This is a genomic window from Pseudomonas sp. NFX15 (assembly GCF_049132105.1).
GTDB lineage: Bacteria > Pseudomonadota > Gammaproteobacteria > Pseudomonadales > Pseudomonadaceae > Aquipseudomonas.
The window spans coordinates 233,926-249,405 of record NZ_JAFMPV010000007.1 but is presented as its reverse complement, the minus strand read 5'-3'; the positions used below and the strand labels follow the sequence as shown (position 1 = coordinate 249,405).

Below are 15,480 nucleotides of genomic sequence, written 5' to 3'. Positions count from 1 at the left end.
ACGCAGACTAAAGAGGCTAGACCCCTGTGGCATTGACGATTCTTGGCCTGTCCGGCGCCCTTAGCCATGATCCTTCCGCAGCCCTGTACATCGACGGCAAGCTGGTCGCGGCCGCAGAAGAAGAGCGCTTCGTACGCGATAAACATGCAAAGAACCGCATGCCCTACGAATCGGCGAAATTCTGCCTGGAACAGGCCGGCATCAAGCCGTCCGACGTTGACGTTGTAGCGATTCCATTCGCCCCGATCAGCCTGTTCGGCAAGGCCCGCTGGCAGTACGCCAAGCGTTACTGGTACGCCCCGGACCGTGCACTCGACGCGATCCTGATGGGCAACCGTCGCTACAAGCGCTATCGCAACAAGATCGTCTGGTGCCTGGAGCAACTGGGTTTTGATCCGAAGAAGATCAAGATCGAACCGGTCGAACACCACCTGGCCCACGCCTCCAGCGCTTATCACTGCTCCGGTTTCAAAGAGAAAACCGCGATCCTGGGCATCGACGGCAAGGGCGAGTACGCCACGACCTTCTTCGGGTATGGCGAAAACGGCAAGATCCACAAGATCAAGGAGTTCTTCGATCCGGACTCCCTCGGCGGACTGTACGGCGCGATCACCGAGTTCCTCGGTTTCGACATGCTCGACGGTGAGTTCAAGGTCATGGGCATGGCGCCGTACGGCGACGCCAGCAAGTACGATTTCTCGCGTCTGGCCTCGTTTGAAAACGGCGAGCTGGTGATCAACACCGACTACGCCAACGTCATCGGCCTGCGCCGCTACAAAGAGAAGGGCAAGGGTTACTACTTCTCGCCGAAGCTGATCGAGTGGCTGGGTCCGAAGCGCGAAGGCGACATCGCCGACGAGCCGTACATCCACTACGCCGCCAGCATTCAAGCGCTGTTCGAAAAAATCTCGTTGCAGATGATCGACCACTACCTGGGCGACGTGCTCAAGGAAACCGGCAAGCTGGCCTATGCCGGTGGCTGTGCGTTGAACGTCAAGCTCAACCAGAAAATCATCGCGCGCGACGACGTCAAGGAGCTGTTCGTGCAGCCTGCATCCGGCGACGCCGGCACTGCGGTGGGCGCCGCGGCCTATGTGTCCCATGCTCGTGGCGTGCCGGTCGAGAAGATGGAACACGTCTACCTCGGCCCGTCGTACAGCAACGAAGACGTGATCGCGGCCTGTGCCCGTCATGAGAACAAGCCCGCCTGGCGCAAGCTGGACAACATGCCGGAGCAGATCGCCAAGATCATGGTCGACGGCAACCCGGTGGCCTGGTTCCAGGGCCGCATGGAGTTCGGTCCGCGTGCACTGGGCGGTCGTTCGATCATCGGTTGCCCGAGCATTCCCGGCGTGGCTGACCGCATCAACCACCAGATCAAGTTCCGCGAGCGCTGGAGGCCTTTCTGCCCGTCGATGCTCGACACCGTCGCGCCACAGATGATCAAGATCGATCACCCGGCGCCGTTCATGACGTTCACCTTTGAAGTGGCGGAAGAATGGAAGACCCGCGTGCCGGAAGTCGTCCACGAAGACGGCACCTCGCGCGCCCAGGTGCTCAAGCGCGAATACAACCCGCGCTACTACGACATGATGAAAGCGCTGGAAGTACTGACCGGCAATGGCGTGTCGCTCAACACCTCGCTCAACCGTCGCGGCGAGCCAATGATCTGCTCGCCGACCGACGCGCTGAACATGTTCTTCGGATCGGATCTACAGTATCTGATCATGGAAGACATTCTGGTGGTCAAAGAGGGCGCGAACGCCTATGACACGTTCGGCTGAACGCCATGTGCTGCAGTTTTGTCACGGCTATGACGGGCCGTTCCTGGACTGCGCACGGCAGTACGCCAGCCTGTTCGCGGGGACCGGTTATCGAGTGACCACGGTGTTTCTCACCGGGGTTGCCGATGCCGACGTCGCCGTGGGCTGCGCTTCCGATGAAGTGTTGTTCATGGAATACAGCTCCAAGGCCATTCGTGGCCTGAAGCTGGGCGCCATCGCCGATCTGCGCAAGATCGCCGCCTCGCGCAATTTCAGTTTCTGCATCGCCCACCGTTTCAAACCCATCTATATCGCTTTGCTCGGTACGTCGTTGCCGGTCATTGGCGTGCACCACGGGTTTGAAGACTACAAGCGCGGCAGCCGCAAACTGTTTGCGCACATTTTCCGCAAGCGCCTGAGCCTGCTCGGTGTGTCTGATGCCGTGCGCGACGACATGCGCCGTTGCCTGCCGAAGTGGCCAACTGCGCGAATCCAGACCCTGTACAACCGGATCGACGTGGACGCGTTGCAGGCGACCCAGGTGTCGGCGCAAGAGGCCAGGGAAACCCTCGGTCTGGCGGCGGATGCGTGGATCGTCGGCAATGTCGGGCGGCTGCATCCGGACAAGGACCAGGCCACGCTGCTGGACGGTTTCGCCGAAGCGTTGCCAGGCTTGCCGGCCAACAGCCAACTGGTGATTCTCGGCAAGGGGCGGCTGGAGGACGAACTCAAGGCGCAGGCCCGCGAGCTGGGCATTGGTGACCGGGTGCTGTTCCTTGGCCAGGTGCCGGATGCGCGCAATTACTTCCGCGCCTTCGACGTTTTCGCCCTGAGTTCCGACAACGAGCCGTTCGGCATGGTGTTGCTCGAAGCCATGGCTGCCGGTGTGCCGTTGCTGGCCACCGCCTGCGGCGGCGCCAAGGAAGTGGTCGAAGGCGTGGGCATCCTGTTCCCGCTGGGCGATGCCAGGCATCTGGCGCAAGGGCTGCACCATCTGGCCGCGATGGATGAGCAGCAACGCCGCCAGTGTGCCGAGATGATGCTCGATCGCTTGCGTGAGCGCTTCTCCGATCGCGCCGTGCGCGACACTTTCTGGCATTTGCCGCACGTTACCGAACTGGCACCGAGGGGCTGATGCTCAACCGATTTCAAGGCTGGCGCGAGCGTGGCTGGGCGGTCGTCGACGCGTCGACTTACGCCGACACCTGGCAGCGTTATGGCGGCAGCGTCGCAACGCATCCCATGGTGGTCGAGCGGCTGGCGCAACTGGCCGATATTCCTGTGCGTTACCTGGCGTGGATGCAGGGCGATGAAGTAAAGGCCGCCATTGCGACCTGGGGCCGCGACCTGGCCTTGTCCAAGGACGTGCTCAAGCGTCGCGGCAAGAAAGGCCTGTTCGACCTGGGCAACGCCGAGATCATTCTGCCCGCCGCCGACGATACCCAGGCGCCGTTGCGCCATCGCGGCCGCTACCTGTCGGCGCTGAACGAAGGCCGGTTTGCCGGCATCAGGCTGCAGGCCGAACAACTGGCCATGGCCCGTACCCCCGAAGAATTGTCGAAGAAATTCCGCTACAACCAGCGCCGTGAATTGCGCCTGCTGGAAGAGGCCGGTGGCGTGGTGCGGCCGGTGTCCGAGTTTTCCAGTGCAGAGCTCGCGGCGATTTATTGCGATCTGTTCCAGCGTCGCTGGGGTTTCCCGGCGACCGGTGCCGAACGCATGGCGGACGTGATCGAATTGCTGCGCGACTTGTTGATCGGCTCGGTGATTTTCCTGGGCAATGCGCCGATAGCCATTCAACTGGTGTACCGCGTCGAAACCCCGCAATGGATCAGCGTCGAGTACATCAATGGCGGCGTCGATCCCGAAACCCGCGAGTTCAGCCCCGGCAGCGTGCTGAGTTTCCTCAACACGCAAAGCGCGTGGGAGCATGCCCGGGCGCAGGGCAAACCGTTGCGCTTTTCCTTCGGTCGCGCCGATCGTGAATACAAGGATCGCTGGTGCAATCCTGTGCCGGTTTTCACCGTATGAGCCAAGCCATGAGCCGCAAACAGCAACTGCTCAAGCGCCATCGGCGCACTAAACGCATCGGCCTGTTGATTGCGCTGGTGCTGTTGATCGTCATCGGCGTGCTGGTGGCCTGGTGGTTGCCGCCGGTCTTGGCGGTGCTCGGCTGGATCGCCCACGAAGCCTGGTTTGCCGATCACCTGTTCTACTCGCCCAAAGACGATTACCAATACAGCTTTCCCCCGTACACGCCGCAGCCCAAGGTGCACCTGAGCGGTGAACATTTGCGCCTGGACGAGGGCGTGATGCTGGTCGATGACGCGACGCTGGTTTTGGCGGTGCGGGTCAAAAGCACGTGGCTGGGACGGTTTATCGATCCGGTCGTCGAGTTGGCAGGCGGCGACAACCCTGACCGGCAGACCTTCGAACGCGGCGTAAACGGCCTGCGCTACCTCAATCTCAGTGGCCAGGCTCAGGCGCTGTCCCGTGGTCAGCTGCGCTTGCGCGGACGTTTCTGTCGTGTGTTCGGTGAGCCTGTGCTGTGGGCACTGGAGCATCCCGATTACCGGCGTCAGCGGGTGATGGTCATCGCACCTCACGCCGATGACGCCGAACTGGCCGCCTATGGCTTGTACAGCCAGGCCGACGAGACCTGGATCGTCACGCTGACCGCCGGCGAAATCGAAGCCGAACACTATCAGCAGATGGGCCTGAACAAGGTCGAGGCGGCGCGTTTAAAAGGTCGCTTGCGTGCCTGGGACAGCATCGCCGTGCCGCGTTGGGCCGGTGTGCCTGAGGCCCACTGCGTACAACTGGGGTATTTCTGCCTGCAACTGGCGAGCATGCAGGCCGCGCCTGGTGTGCCGGCGGGCTCGCGGGAAGCGGACCTGAGCGACACCCGGCTGTTCCGCCAGTTGAATCCTTTCGCGCTGCCGGGCGATGCCGACGGCGCGCCGACCTGGAACAACCTGCTGGCCGATCTGCGCGAGTTGCTGCTGCGGGCCCGGCCGGAGGTCATCGTCCTGCCGCATCCGACCCTCGATCCGCATCCCGATCATGTCTGCGCCCAGGCGGCCGTACTCGAAGCCCTGCAAGGCCTGGACTGGCAACCGACCACGTTGCTGGGCTACGCCAACCACTTGCACGACAACGACCGTTGGCCGATGGGCAATGCCGGTGACGGCGTCGCCCTGCCGCCGGCCTTTGATCCGGCCCAGGCGATGCAGCCCTTCTGCCTGCCGATGTCGCTGGAGCAACAGCGGGACAAGGCCATGGCGCTGGGCATGATGCACGACCTGCAACCGACAATGCCGTTCAAGCGGCGCCTGCGTCGGTTGATCCAGAGGCTGTTGGCCGGCCGGTTGCCGCCCACCTATGGCGAGAACGAGTTCTTTCGCAAGGCAGTCCGGCGCCACGAGCTTTTGTGGTCCCTCAAGCACACACCAGGCAATGTTTCTCAGCGGGGAGAGTTATGAGTCAGCGGTCGAAGGTTCTGCAATTGCAGCCAGACTACAACGTCAAGGCCCATGATTTCGCCGACCTCGCGGAGCAGATCGTCAAGGCCCTGCCCGGCGATCGCTATGAAGTGATCGCAGCGTTCCTGCGCGGCAAGCCGGGGCCGGGCGAGGCGGTGAGCCGCGCCGACCGTTCGGTGTACTTCGAGTTTTCCGACAAGTCCCTCAAGGGCATGCGCCTGCGGGCGATGTGGCAGCTGTACAAGTTCTGCCGTCGGGAAAAATTCGACGTGGTGATCTGCAACCGCTTCAAACCGGTGAACATGATGCTGGCGCTCAACCGCTGGCTGAAAGTGCCGTTGTGCATCGGCATTTCCCACGGCTTCGGCGAGTACGACCGGTTTTACCGGCGCCGCCAGACCCAGCGCCTCATCGATCGTCACTGGCGTTTTGTCGGCGTGTCGCCGGCGGTGAAGCAGTATCTGCTGGACTGTGACTGCGGCTTCACCGACCAGAACACCTATGCCATCACCAATGCCATCGACATCGAGCAGGCCGAAGCCTTGCAGCACAGCCGCGAGAAGGCCCGTGAAATGCTCGGCATCGATCCGTCGGTGCGGCTGATCGGTGCTCTGGGGCGACTGGTGCCGGTCAAGGGCCACATCTATTTGCTGCAAGCTTTCGCGGCGCTCAAGGACAAATACCCGAATACTCAGCTGGCGATCATCGGTGCCGGTCGCGAAGAGTCGCGCCTGGCCGCGGAAATCGACCGCCTCGGCCTCAGTGGTCGCGCGCACTTGCTGGGCTTCAAGGAAATCGCCTTGCAGTACATCCGCGCCTTCGACATCTGGACCATGCCCTCCCTGGCCGAAGGCCTCGGGCTGGCACTGCTTGAAGGCATGAGCGGGCATTTGCCGGTGATTGCCTCGAACGTGCCGGCCATGTTGCCGCTCATCGAGGGCGCGGGTGGCCTGGCGATTACGCCGAAGGACGTGCCCACCCTGCAAGCGGCGCTGGACACTTACCTCGGGCTGCCGGATGACGCGCTCAAGGCCAAGGGCGAGCAGGCTTTCCAATACCTGCAACAACACCACGACATCGAAGTGTTCCGCCAGGAATACCTGGACCTGATCGATTCCGGCCTGGCACAGGCCCGCAAGGAACAGCCATGAGCGACGCGCAACCCATCGTCACGGTCATCATTGCGTCGTACAACCATGGCCGCTATATCGAGGAGAGCATTCTCAGCGTTCTCAACCAGACCTATCCGAACATCGAGTTGCTGGTGGTCGATGATGGCTCCAAGGACGACAGTGTCGAGCGGATCAAGGCGTTGCAGGCCATCCACGGTTTCGACCTCCGGGTCCAGGAAAACCAGGGGCTGACCAACACCCTCAACGGTGCGATTGCCCGGGCCAAGGGCAGCCTGATCGTGCCATTCGGTTCCGATGACATCATGCTGCCCGAACGTATCGCGATTCAGGTCGCGCACATGGACGGCAAGCCCGAGGTCGGCATTTGTGCCGGCAACATCGAGCTGATCGATGCTGATGGCAATCTCTATCCGGAAAAACGCCAACGCCGGGACGTGCCGTTCCGTCGCCTGGACTTCGATGACATGTTCCTGGAGCGCAAGCCGTACCCGCCAGCACCGACGCTGATGATCCGTCGCGAAGCCCTGGACAAGGTGGGTGGATTCGACCCGACCATTCGCCTGGAAGACCTGTTGATCGAACTGAAAGTGACCCATGCCGGTTACTTCATCGATGGCCTGGGCGTGTTGATGGCGCGCTATCGCAAGCACGCCACCAACTCCTACAAGAACCACCGGTTCATGATCGACAGCATCCTGCGCACCTATGCGCTCTTCAGCGATCACCCGCTGTATGACGAGGTGCGCTACAAGTTTCTCAATTCCATGTTCCTCAAGACCGCCAACCGCGACCGCAAGCTGGCGCGCGAGTTGCTGGCGCAGATACCGTTCAAGGCCTGGAACAAGAAAACCTGGCGTGGGTTGGGCCGGATGTACTTCTCGCGGATCGAGAAAGACTGAGCCGCCGCGGGCAGCGGCTCATCCCGGTGAAGTGCTAGCCTTGCTGAGCAGTCTTTTGCGAAGCCGCTTTGCGCTGCTTGTTTTGGCGCAGCCAGATCACGGTTCGCTTGCCGGCATCGATGCCTGGCTTTTCGAGGTACACGTAAGTCAGGCTACTGATGACGATCAGCAGGCAACTGCACACGGCCATCAGTGGCAGGAAGACCCAGGCATCGCGGCTGTCCAGGTGCAGCAGTGGCGGTAGTCGCTGTACCAGTACCCAGAGCACGTAACCGTGCAGCAAGTAAGTGCTGTAGCTGATTTCCCCCAGCCAGCGGATGCCGCGCGGTCGCAAAGCGCCGAACAAGGTGTTGCCCGAGGCCACAATCACAAAAAACAGCGACATCAACAAAATCGGTGCAGTGCTGAAGGCGCGGTTGAAGGCCGTGAACGCAATGATTACCGCCAGCAGGGCAACGGCTCCTGCCAATGGGGTTTTACCCCAGGCGAGCAATGGCGGCCGGCGTATCCAGTACGCTGCTGCGATGCCGCCGAGAAAACTGGCGAGGAAATGCTTCTTCAGCGAGTGTTCCAGGCCAACGATCTCATACAGGGCGTAAATACCGATCAGGCACAGCAGCGTCTGCTTCCAACTGCCTCGATAAATGAACACCATGCCGGCCAGTGGCAGTGCCAGGTAAAAGAACACCTCGTAACCCAGCGTCCAGGTGACATTGGAGATCAGCATCCCCGTCTGGTGGTACAGGTTGACGTCTGGTCGGTCGAAGGTCAGCCAGGCCATGAACTGGCCAAGGAATTCCAGGCCGGAGACCTTGAGTTCCCAGCCCTGCAAATAGAACACGGTGACAAATACAGTCAACATCAGTGGCAGGTAGAGCGGGTAAAGGCGAAACAGCCGTGATACCGCAAACGCCAGCCAGTCGTGTTGCCGGCCGTGGGTCAGCAAACGGTCCCAGAACAGGAAGCCGGTGATCATGAAAAAGAGGGCGACGCTGCCCTGGCCGAGCTGTGAATAGAAGTTGCTCGGCGGGAAATCGATCACGCCGGTTTGCAGGAAGATCCAGGTAATGATCGAGTGGTGCACGAACACGCCGAACGCCAGGTAGCCGCGCAAACCGTCGATGCTGGCAAAGCGGCTTTCACCGGAGTGCTCCAGCTGGCGGGCGAATGTCGGTACGGTGCGTAGCAGCAGCGCAGCGGTCGCGAAGGCGAGCACGTAGGCCGTCAACGCGATGAGCGGGTTGGTTTCTATCATCAATGGGCCCGGGCCGTTGGGGTTCCGGCCAGCACTTGCCTGTGCAATTTGTCCACGTCGGATTTTGACGCCGTTGCGGCGTATCCCTGCAGCAGCGCTTCGAAGTGGTCCTCGAACAGCCAGTGCTTGTCTTCTGAGTAACGCTGCATATGGCGCAGATTACGCCGACGCAGGGACGGGCTCAATGACGAAGGGTAAATCCGCAGGTCCGCCAGGTCGATCAGGCCAAATTCGCCATCCTCCAGCACCAGCACATTGCCCAGGTGCAGGGAGCGGAAGTAAACCCCCTGTTGATGCAATTGGGCCATGAATTTGCCGAACCGCTCCACCAGTGCCTGGCGTACCGCGGGGGCGGTGATGCCTTGCAGGATCTGGCGCAGGGTGTTGCCCGGCAACGGGGAGTAGTGCACGCCGGTGCTACCGTCTTCGAAACGGTAAAGGTCGAGAATGGGCGGTGTCGGGATGCCCAGGTTGCGCAGTTGCACGCTGTTGATGGCAAAACGCTCGGAATACGGGGTGAAGCGGCCCGAGGTGTACCAGCGGCGACGACGGAACAACTTGAGGAAACTGCCGTCGGTCAGGCGCAGGACCTTGGGGCCCAGGCCGTCCTCTTCGATGATCCGCGCCTCGGCGGTGAGTTGTTGCAGAGCGTCAGGCGTGACCTTTTTGATCGGCATGTCCAGCAGACGCCGGGCCCGTTGATTGATGCTCAATGCGGCAACCAGTGCCAGCGGGATCCACAACAGGAACCAGTGTTCCTTGGGGCGGGAGATGATTCCGCCACCCTCGGTCAGGCCTGCGCCAATGCCGAACATCAGCCAGACAGACGCGAGGATGAACAGCGGTTGCAGGCGATTGCGCCAACTGCTGAACAAGCCCCGGGCGAGGAAAAACAGCCAAGGTAAAAAGCCAATGATGCCGACGTAGTAGAGCACCCCGAGAGAAAAGCTATGGGGTTCCTGCAAGGTGTAGCCAACGCCGGGGTCCAGCGACAGTGAGGCGTTGTAGCCGTGACCGAGCCATGGGTGGTCGGCAATCTTGTGCAGGGTCAACTGCCAGAGCTCGATGCGAAATGAATCGCCCCGTTCGATGATTTTCTGCGAAAACAGGGCGAAAATTCCCGCTCCTGTCGCCAACATGGCAGCCAGCAACACAATGGAGCGTCGATTCCAGCACATGAAGCAAAGCCAGAGCGCGGCCATCGTCAGTGCAACCAGCGGGGTCCTGGAACCGGTAGCAACGACGGCGGCCAGCATGATCATCAGCGCCGGGATGCTCAGCCAGAGCACCTGAACCCGCTTGAAGGTCATGCTCAGACTCAGCCAGTAGACACAGAAGAACCCGAAGACATGAGAGCTGAGCAACGGGTTGTCGAAAGCGCCAACACCGATCAGGCGCATCTCTGGCTGGTAGATCCTGGCAAACAGGAACAAGTTATAGGCAGAGGCGATCAGCGCAACCATCGCGGCACAAAACAGCAAGGGTTGGATGATTTCACTGCGAAAGCGGACCAGCAGGTAGCAACCGACAAACAGCAGCAGGGTATGCAGGGGCGGTTTGAACTGGCCGGCATCGACGTCCTCGGCAGGCCCCCAGCTCAGGCTGATCAGCGCCCAGGCAACAAACAACAAGACCGCGATAATGATGGGTTCACGCAACAACTCCTTGGCCATTCGCGGGCGCAGGCACAGTGCGAGCAGGGCCGGAATGCTGAACAAGCCGTAGAAAAGCTTGTGATGCACACCGCGCCCCGGCAAAAAAAACAGCGCGCACAACAGCAATAAATAACCAAGCGGAAGAATCCACAGGCAAATGAAATCGAAGATTCGGTTGGACGTGCTGTTCAATGCGATCAATTGCATGCTGAGTAACTTTTTCCTGAATTGAGCAACCGTACCAGGGCAGCGGACATTGGATGGCGATTTGACGCGTCACAATACACAGACTGTATGCGATTGCCAGAACCCTGAGGAAGCTGTGCTAAAGTCAGCGTCCTTTTTATCGACAAACGCGTGATATGACCGACTCCAGTCTCGCCGCAAGCCCATCGAGCTTGAAAATCTACTTCCGCCTGCTTGGCTATGTCCGGCCGTATATCAGCCTGTTCCTGCTCAGCATCGTCGGTTTTCTGATTTTCGCTTCGACGCAGCCAATGCTGGGCTACATCCTCAAGTATTTCGTCGACGGTCTGTCCAACCCGGAAGCAGCGCTGTTTCCAACCGTGCCTTACCTGCGGGACCTGCAACTGCTGCAGGCCGTGCCGTTGTTGATCGTCCTGATCGCCGCCTGGCAGGGGTTGGGGTCGTACCTGGGCAACTACTTCCTGGCCAAGGTTTCCCTGGGCCTGGTCCATGACTTGCGGGTGCAACTGTTCAACAACCTGCTGGTTTTGCCAAACCGCTATTTCGACAAGCATAACTCGGGGCACCTGATTTCCCGCATCACCTTCAACGTGACCATGGTCACGGGGGCGGCAACAGATGCGATCAAGGTCGTTATTCGAGAAGGCATGACGGTCATCTTCCTGTTTGCCTCGCTGCTGTTCATGAACTGGCGCCTGACCCTGGTGATGGTCGCCATCCTGCCTCTGATCGCCATCATGGTGCGCACCGCGAGCAAGAAATTCCGCAAGCAGAGCAAGAAAATCCAGCTGGCCATGGGCGATGTGACGCATGTGGCGTCCGAGACGATCCAGGGTTACCGCGTGGTGCGCAGCTTCGGTGGCGAGAAGTACGAAGAGACGCGCTTCCAGGAGGCCAGCCAGAGCAACACCGACAAGCAATTGCGCATGACCCGCACCGGCGCGATCTATACGCCGATGCTGCAATTGGTGATCTACACCGCCATGGCCGTGCTGATGTTCCTGGTGCTGTTCCTGCGCGGCGATGCGTCCGCCGGCGACATGGTGGCCTACATCACCCTGGCCGGCCTGTTGCCCAAGCCGATCCGCCAGTTGTCTGAAGTCAGCTCGACCATCCAGAAGGGTGTGGCCGGTGCTGAAAGCATCTTCGAGCAACTGGACGTCGAACCCGAAGTCGATACCGGCACTATTGAGCGTGATGCTGTCAGCGGGCGCCTGGACGTGCGCAACCTCAGCTTCACCTACCCGGACACCGATCGCCAGGTGCTCAACGACATCAGCTTCTCGGCCGAGCCTGGGCAGATGGTGGCGCTGGTGGGTCGCTCGGGCAGCGGCAAGTCGACCCTGGCCAACCTGATTCCGCGTTTCTACCACCACGACAAGGGCGAAATCCTCATCGATGGTGTCGAGGTCGAGCAGTACAAGTTGCTGAACCTGCGCAAGCACATCGCCCAGGTGACCCAGCACGTGACCCTGTTCAGCGACACAGTGGCCAACAACATCGCCTACGGCGACCTGGCCGGCGCCCCTCGTGAAGACATCGAAAAAGCCGCCCGGGATGCCTACGCGATGGACTTCATCGCGCAGTTGCCGCAAGGCCTGGATACCCAGGTCGGGGAAAACGGCGTGCTGCTGTCCGGTGGCCAGCGCCAGCGCCTGGCAATTGCCCGAGCCCTGCTGAAGAATGCGCCGCTGCTGATTCTCGATGAGGCCACGTCGGCCCTCGACACCGAGTCCGAGCGCCATATCCAGGCGGCTCTGGACCAGGTCATGAAAGGTCGCACCACGCTGGTGATCGCTCACCGCCTGTCGACCATCGAGAAGGCGGACCTGATCCTGGTCATGGACCAGGGGAAAATCGTCGAGCGCGGCACCCACGATCAACTGCTGGCGCAAAACGGCTACTACGCACGCCTCAACGCGATGGGCCTCGACGCTCCGGCCGAAGACATCGCCTGACCGTCGACGCAAGGGCAAGCCTGGCTTGCCCTTGCCAACACCCGACGTGCAAGGCGTCCGGTGATTTGTATCCAGACCTTTACGCTTCTTGACCAAACCTGAATAAATCTCGGCAACGCGCTTGTTAAGGTTCCTGAACGAACTTTGACTTGAATCGAGAGGGCCATCCCTTTCGTGCGGGTGCCGCTATGTTGCAACGTTATCTCTGGAAGCTGTTGCCCAAGCCGCAACGGGCTTTCCTGCTGGGGCGCCTGTCGGTCGTGGACCGCCAAGCGGTGAACAAATCGATGTCGGCCAGCGTCCGTTTCCCCCAGCCTTTCGAACAGCGTGCCTGCCTGTTCATCCATGTCCCCAAATGCGCCGGCAGCAGTGTCTGTGCGGCGATGTTTGACGACTGGAGCCCGGGCCATTTGCCGTTGTACTGGTACGAGCAGCAATTTCCCGAGCAGTACGCCTCGAGTTTCAAGTTCACCTTCGTTCGCGACCCGCTGGAACGGGCTTACTCGGCCTACGCGTTCCTGCGCGGCAACGCCTTGGGTAAACGCGATCACGCGGCGCAGCGGCTGGTCGGTCATTACCGTGATTTTGATGACTTCGTTGGCCGCTGGCTGCATCCGGAGACCGTCCAGCGGCAATTGCACTTCGCCGCACAGACGGATTTCCTGACCGATTCGATGGGACGCCTGGCACTGGATTTCATCGGCTACCAGGAGCATCTGGAGCGCGATTTCAGGCTGGTGTGCGAGCAGTTGGGCGATTCGCTGGAGTTGCCCCACGTCAACCGCTCGCAGCAGCGACGCCCCATGCCCGCACGTGAGTTCTGCACGGTGCGCACGCGTCGGCTGGTGCGGCGGGTCTACCAGCGCGACTACGAGATGCTGGGCTATGAATGAAGTCGTGTCGCTGTCCCGCCCTGCGATCAGCCCCTATACGTTGTTGCTGGCGAACGAGGCGCGGGCCGCCCTCAAGTCGCAGGCGCCTCGATGCCTGTGGCTGACGGGGTTATCGGGGGCCGGCAAGTCAACCCTGGCCAACGCCCTGGAGCTGCAACTCAATCAACAAGGACTGCATACGTTCGTCCTCGATGGTGACAACTTGCGGGCCGGGTTGTGTCGTGACCTGGGAATGGGAGCTGACTGCCGCCGGGAAAATATCCGGCGCACCGCCGAGGTGGCGCGATTGATGGTCGATGCGGGGCTGATCGTGATCGTCGCGGCGATTTCGCCGTTTCGCGCTGAACGCGAGGCCGCGCGCCGGTTGTTCGCCGCTGGGGACTTCATCGAGGTGTATGTGAGCACGCCGTTCGCGGTGTGCGCGCAGCGCGATCCGAAGGGGTTGTACCGCGCCGCTCGGGAGGGCCGGATCAAGGATTTCACCGGCATCGACAGCCCTTATGAAGCGCCCCTGCTCGCGGAATGCGAAATCGATACGCAAACGATAGACATGGGCGAAGCCTGTCGTCGCCTGGCAGCATTACTGATCAAAAAGTGAGCAGTAAAATCCGGAAAATCATCCGGTTGCAGCCACCACACAAGCCGACACCAACCCTGTGTTAATATCGCGCCCCTGTTCATTCTGTATGTGGGTTGCACCATGAAGTTGTCCATGCCGCGATTCGATCAAGCCCCCGTCTTGGTGGTCGGCGATGTCATGCTCGACCGTTACTGGCATGGTGGTACCTCACGGATTTCCCCTGAGGCACCGGTGCCTGTGGTCAAGGTCGATCACATCGAGGACCGCCCGGGCGGTGCCGCCAACGTTGCCTTGAACATTGCCGCCCTCGGCGCGCCGGCCTCGCTGGTCGGTGTCACCGGCGACGATGAAGCCGCCAACAGCCTGGTCAACAGCCTCAAGGGCGCTGGCGTGCGGGCGATCTTCCAGCGCATTGCGCACCAGCCGACCATCGTCAAGCTGCGGGTCATGAGCCGTCACCAGCAACTGCTGCGAATCGACTTCGAAGAACCCTTCGCCACTGACGCGCTGGCATTGGCCGCGCAGGTCGACGAACTGCTCGAAGGCATCAAGGTGCTGGTGCTGTCGGACTACGGCAAGGGTGCACTGAAGAATCATCAAGTGCTGATCCAGGCCGCCCGCGCCCGTGGCATTCCGGTGCTGGCCGATCCCAAGGGCAAGGATTTCTCGATCTATCGCGGTGCGAGCCTGATCACGCCGAACCTCAACGAATTCGAAACCATCGTCGGTGGTTGCGCCGATGAGCACGAACTGGTGAACAAGGGCGCGCAGCTGATGCACGACCTCGACCTGGGCGCCTTGTTGGTGACCCGCGGCGAGCACGGCATGACCTTGCTGCGTCCGGATCATCCGGCGCTGCACTTGCCGGCACGCGCCCGGGAAGTGTTCGACGTGACCGGCGCCGGTGACACGGTGATTTCCACCCTGGCCGCTGCGATTGCTGCCGGTGAAGAACTGCCGCACGCCGTGGCCCTGGCCAACCTGGCCGCGGGCATCGTGGTCGGCAAGCTCGGTACGGCAGCGATCAGTGCGCCGGAACTGCGTCGTGCCATCCAGCGCGAGGAAGGTTCCGAGCGGGGGGTGCTGGGTCTTGAGCAGTTGCTGCTGGCGGTCGACGATGCCCGTGCGCACAACGAGCGGATCGTATTCACCAACGGTTGTTTCGACATCCTGCACGCCGGCCACGTGACCTACCTCGAGCAGGCACGGGCCCAGGGCGATCGCCTGATCGTGGCGATCAACGACGATGCCTCGGTCAGCCGCCTGAAAGGGCCGGGCCGTCCGATCAACAGCGTCGACCGGCGCATGGCCGTACTGGCAGGTCTTGGCGCCGTGGATTGGGTGATCAGCTTCGCGGAGGGCACCCCGGAAAACCTGCTCAGCGCGGTCAGGCCGGACGTGCTGGTCAAGGGTGGCGACTACGGGATCGACCAGGTGGTCGGCGCGGACATCGTGAAGGCCTACGGCGGCACCGTGAAAGTGTTGGGCCTGGTTGAAAACAGCTCGACCACGGCGATCGTCGAGAAGATCAGAAAGTCCTAGCGCTACAGCTTTTGTAGGCGCTGGCTTGCCAGCGAAGGAATCACGAACGACGCGTTTAGTCAGAAACAATCGCGTTATCGTTGATGGCCTTCGCTGGCAAGCCAGCTCCTACA

The 15,480-nt window shown here is 61.2% G+C and carries 12 protein-coding genes; 10 read left to right on the top strand and 2 right to left on the bottom strand.

The features are described 5' to 3' along the window. Nucleotides 1-26: 26 nt before the first annotated feature. From J1D76_RS10810 to J1D76_RS10785, 6 genes are read left to right on the top strand one after another with little or no spacing between them, the layout of a single operon-like run. Complete coding sequence (locus J1D76_RS10810; RefSeq protein ID WP_421138315.1) at nt 27-1,784, top strand: carbamoyltransferase; 1,758 nt, start codon at nt 27-29, stop codon at nt 1,782-1,784. Beyond that, entirely contained in the window at nt 1,768-2,898 is a 1,131-nt protein-coding gene (locus J1D76_RS10805) for a glycosyltransferase (protein WP_421138314.1), read from the top strand. The genes J1D76_RS10810 and J1D76_RS10805 overlap by 17 nt, the downstream gene beginning before the upstream one ends. Further along, a complete protein-coding gene (locus J1D76_RS10800; protein WP_421138313.1) occupies nt 2,898-3,794 on the top strand; it encodes an antimicrobial resistance protein Mig-14 in 897 nt (298 codons plus the stop codon). The genes J1D76_RS10805 and J1D76_RS10800 overlap by 1 nt, the downstream gene beginning before the upstream one ends. 8 nt (nt 3,795-3,802) lie before the next feature. Next, the gene (locus tag J1D76_RS10795) at nt 3,803-5,245 is read left to right on the top strand and encodes a PIG-L deacetylase family protein (RefSeq protein ID WP_421138312.1); all 1,443 of its coding nucleotides are present in this window, start codon (nt 3,803-3,805) and stop codon (nt 5,243-5,245) included. Further along, the gene (locus J1D76_RS10790; protein WP_421138311.1) at nt 5,242-6,396 is read left to right on the top strand and encodes a glycosyltransferase family 4 protein; all 1,155 of its coding nucleotides are present in this window, start codon (nt 5,242-5,244) and stop codon (nt 6,394-6,396) included. Before J1D76_RS10795 ends, J1D76_RS10790 begins: the two co-directional genes overlap by 4 nt. Next, complete coding sequence (locus J1D76_RS10785) at nt 6,393-7,277, top strand: glycosyltransferase (RefSeq protein WP_421138310.1); 885 nt, start codon at nt 6,393-6,395, stop codon at nt 7,275-7,277. The genes J1D76_RS10790 and J1D76_RS10785 overlap by 4 nt, the downstream gene beginning before the upstream one ends. Before the next feature lie 34 nt (nt 7,278-7,311). Here J1D76_RS10785 and J1D76_RS10780 read toward each other — a convergent pair whose 3' ends face one another. Then, on the bottom strand, nt 7,312-8,532 hold the full coding sequence (locus tag J1D76_RS10780) for an acyltransferase family protein (protein ID WP_421138309.1): 1,221 nt from the start codon (nt 8,530-8,532) through the stop codon (nt 7,312-7,314). After that, nucleotides 8,532-10,394: an O-antigen ligase family protein gene (locus J1D76_RS10775; protein WP_421138308.1), complete on the bottom strand. Its 1,863-nt coding sequence runs from the start codon at nt 10,392-10,394 to the stop codon at nt 8,532-8,534. Before J1D76_RS10775 ends, J1D76_RS10780 begins: the two co-directional genes overlap by 1 nt. Nucleotides 10,395-10,549: 155 nt before the next feature. On the opposite strand from J1D76_RS10775, the gene msbA reads away from it, so the two are divergent. From msbA to hldE, 4 genes are all read left to right on the top strand, one after another. Further along, a complete protein-coding gene (gene msbA / locus J1D76_RS10770; protein WP_421138307.1) occupies nt 10,550-12,352 on the top strand; it encodes a lipid A export permease/ATP-binding protein MsbA in 1,803 nt (600 codons plus the stop codon). Nucleotides 12,353-12,540: 188 nt separating this feature from the next. Continuing rightward, nucleotides 12,541-13,245 carry a sulfotransferase family 2 domain-containing protein gene (locus tag J1D76_RS10765; protein ID WP_421138306.1) on the top strand — a complete coding sequence of 235 codons (705 nt, stop codon included), beginning with the start codon at nt 12,541-12,543 and terminating at the stop codon, nt 13,243-13,245. Further along, the gene (gene cysC / locus J1D76_RS10760) at nt 13,238-13,843 is read left to right on the top strand and encodes an adenylyl-sulfate kinase (RefSeq protein ID WP_421138305.1); all 606 of its coding nucleotides are present in this window, start codon (nt 13,238-13,240) and stop codon (nt 13,841-13,843) included. The genes J1D76_RS10765 and cysC overlap by 8 nt, the downstream gene beginning before the upstream one ends. A gap of 102 nt (nt 13,844-13,945) precedes the next feature. After that, complete coding sequence (gene hldE / locus J1D76_RS10755; protein ID WP_421138304.1) at nt 13,946-15,367, top strand: bifunctional D-glycero-beta-D-manno-heptose-7-phosphate kinase/D-glycero-beta-D-manno-heptose 1-phosphate adenylyltransferase HldE; 1,422 nt, start codon at nt 13,946-13,948, stop codon at nt 15,365-15,367. The last annotated feature ends 113 nt before the right edge of the window (nt 15,368-15,480 follow it).

Excerpts from the sequence above, each read along its gene's own strand:
- J1D76_RS10805 (WP_421138314.1), top strand. The coding sequence starts at position 1,768 with ATGACACGTTCGGCTGAACGCCATGTGCTGCAGTTTTGTCACGGCTAT.
- J1D76_RS10800 (WP_421138313.1), top strand. The coding sequence starts at position 2,898 with ATGCTCAACCGATTTCAAGGCTGGCGCGAGCGTGGCTGGGCGGTCGTC.
- J1D76_RS10795 (WP_421138312.1), top strand. The coding sequence starts at position 3,803 with ATGAGCCGCAAACAGCAACTGCTCAAGCGCCATCGGCGCACTAAACGC.
- J1D76_RS10790 (WP_421138311.1), top strand. The coding sequence starts at position 5,242 with ATGAGTCAGCGGTCGAAGGTTCTGCAATTGCAGCCAGACTACAACGTC.
- J1D76_RS10785 (WP_421138310.1), top strand. The coding sequence starts at position 6,393 with ATGAGCGACGCGCAACCCATCGTCACGGTCATCATTGCGTCGTACAAC.
- J1D76_RS10780 (WP_421138309.1), bottom strand. The coding sequence starts at position 8,532 with ATGATAGAAACCAACCCGCTCATCGCGTTGACGGCCTACGTGCTCGCC.
- J1D76_RS10775 (WP_421138308.1), bottom strand. The coding sequence starts at position 10,394 with ATGCAATTGATCGCATTGAACAGCACGTCCAACCGAATCTTCGATTTC.
- msbA (WP_421138307.1), top strand. The coding sequence starts at position 10,550 with ATGACCGACTCCAGTCTCGCCGCAAGCCCATCGAGCTTGAAAATCTAC.
- J1D76_RS10765 (WP_421138306.1), top strand. The coding sequence starts at position 12,541 with ATGTTGCAACGTTATCTCTGGAAGCTGTTGCCCAAGCCGCAACGGGCT.
- cysC (WP_421138305.1), top strand. The coding sequence starts at position 13,238 with ATGAATGAAGTCGTGTCGCTGTCCCGCCCTGCGATCAGCCCCTATACG.
- hldE (WP_421138304.1), top strand. The coding sequence starts at position 13,946 with ATGAAGTTGTCCATGCCGCGATTCGATCAAGCCCCCGTCTTGGTGGTC.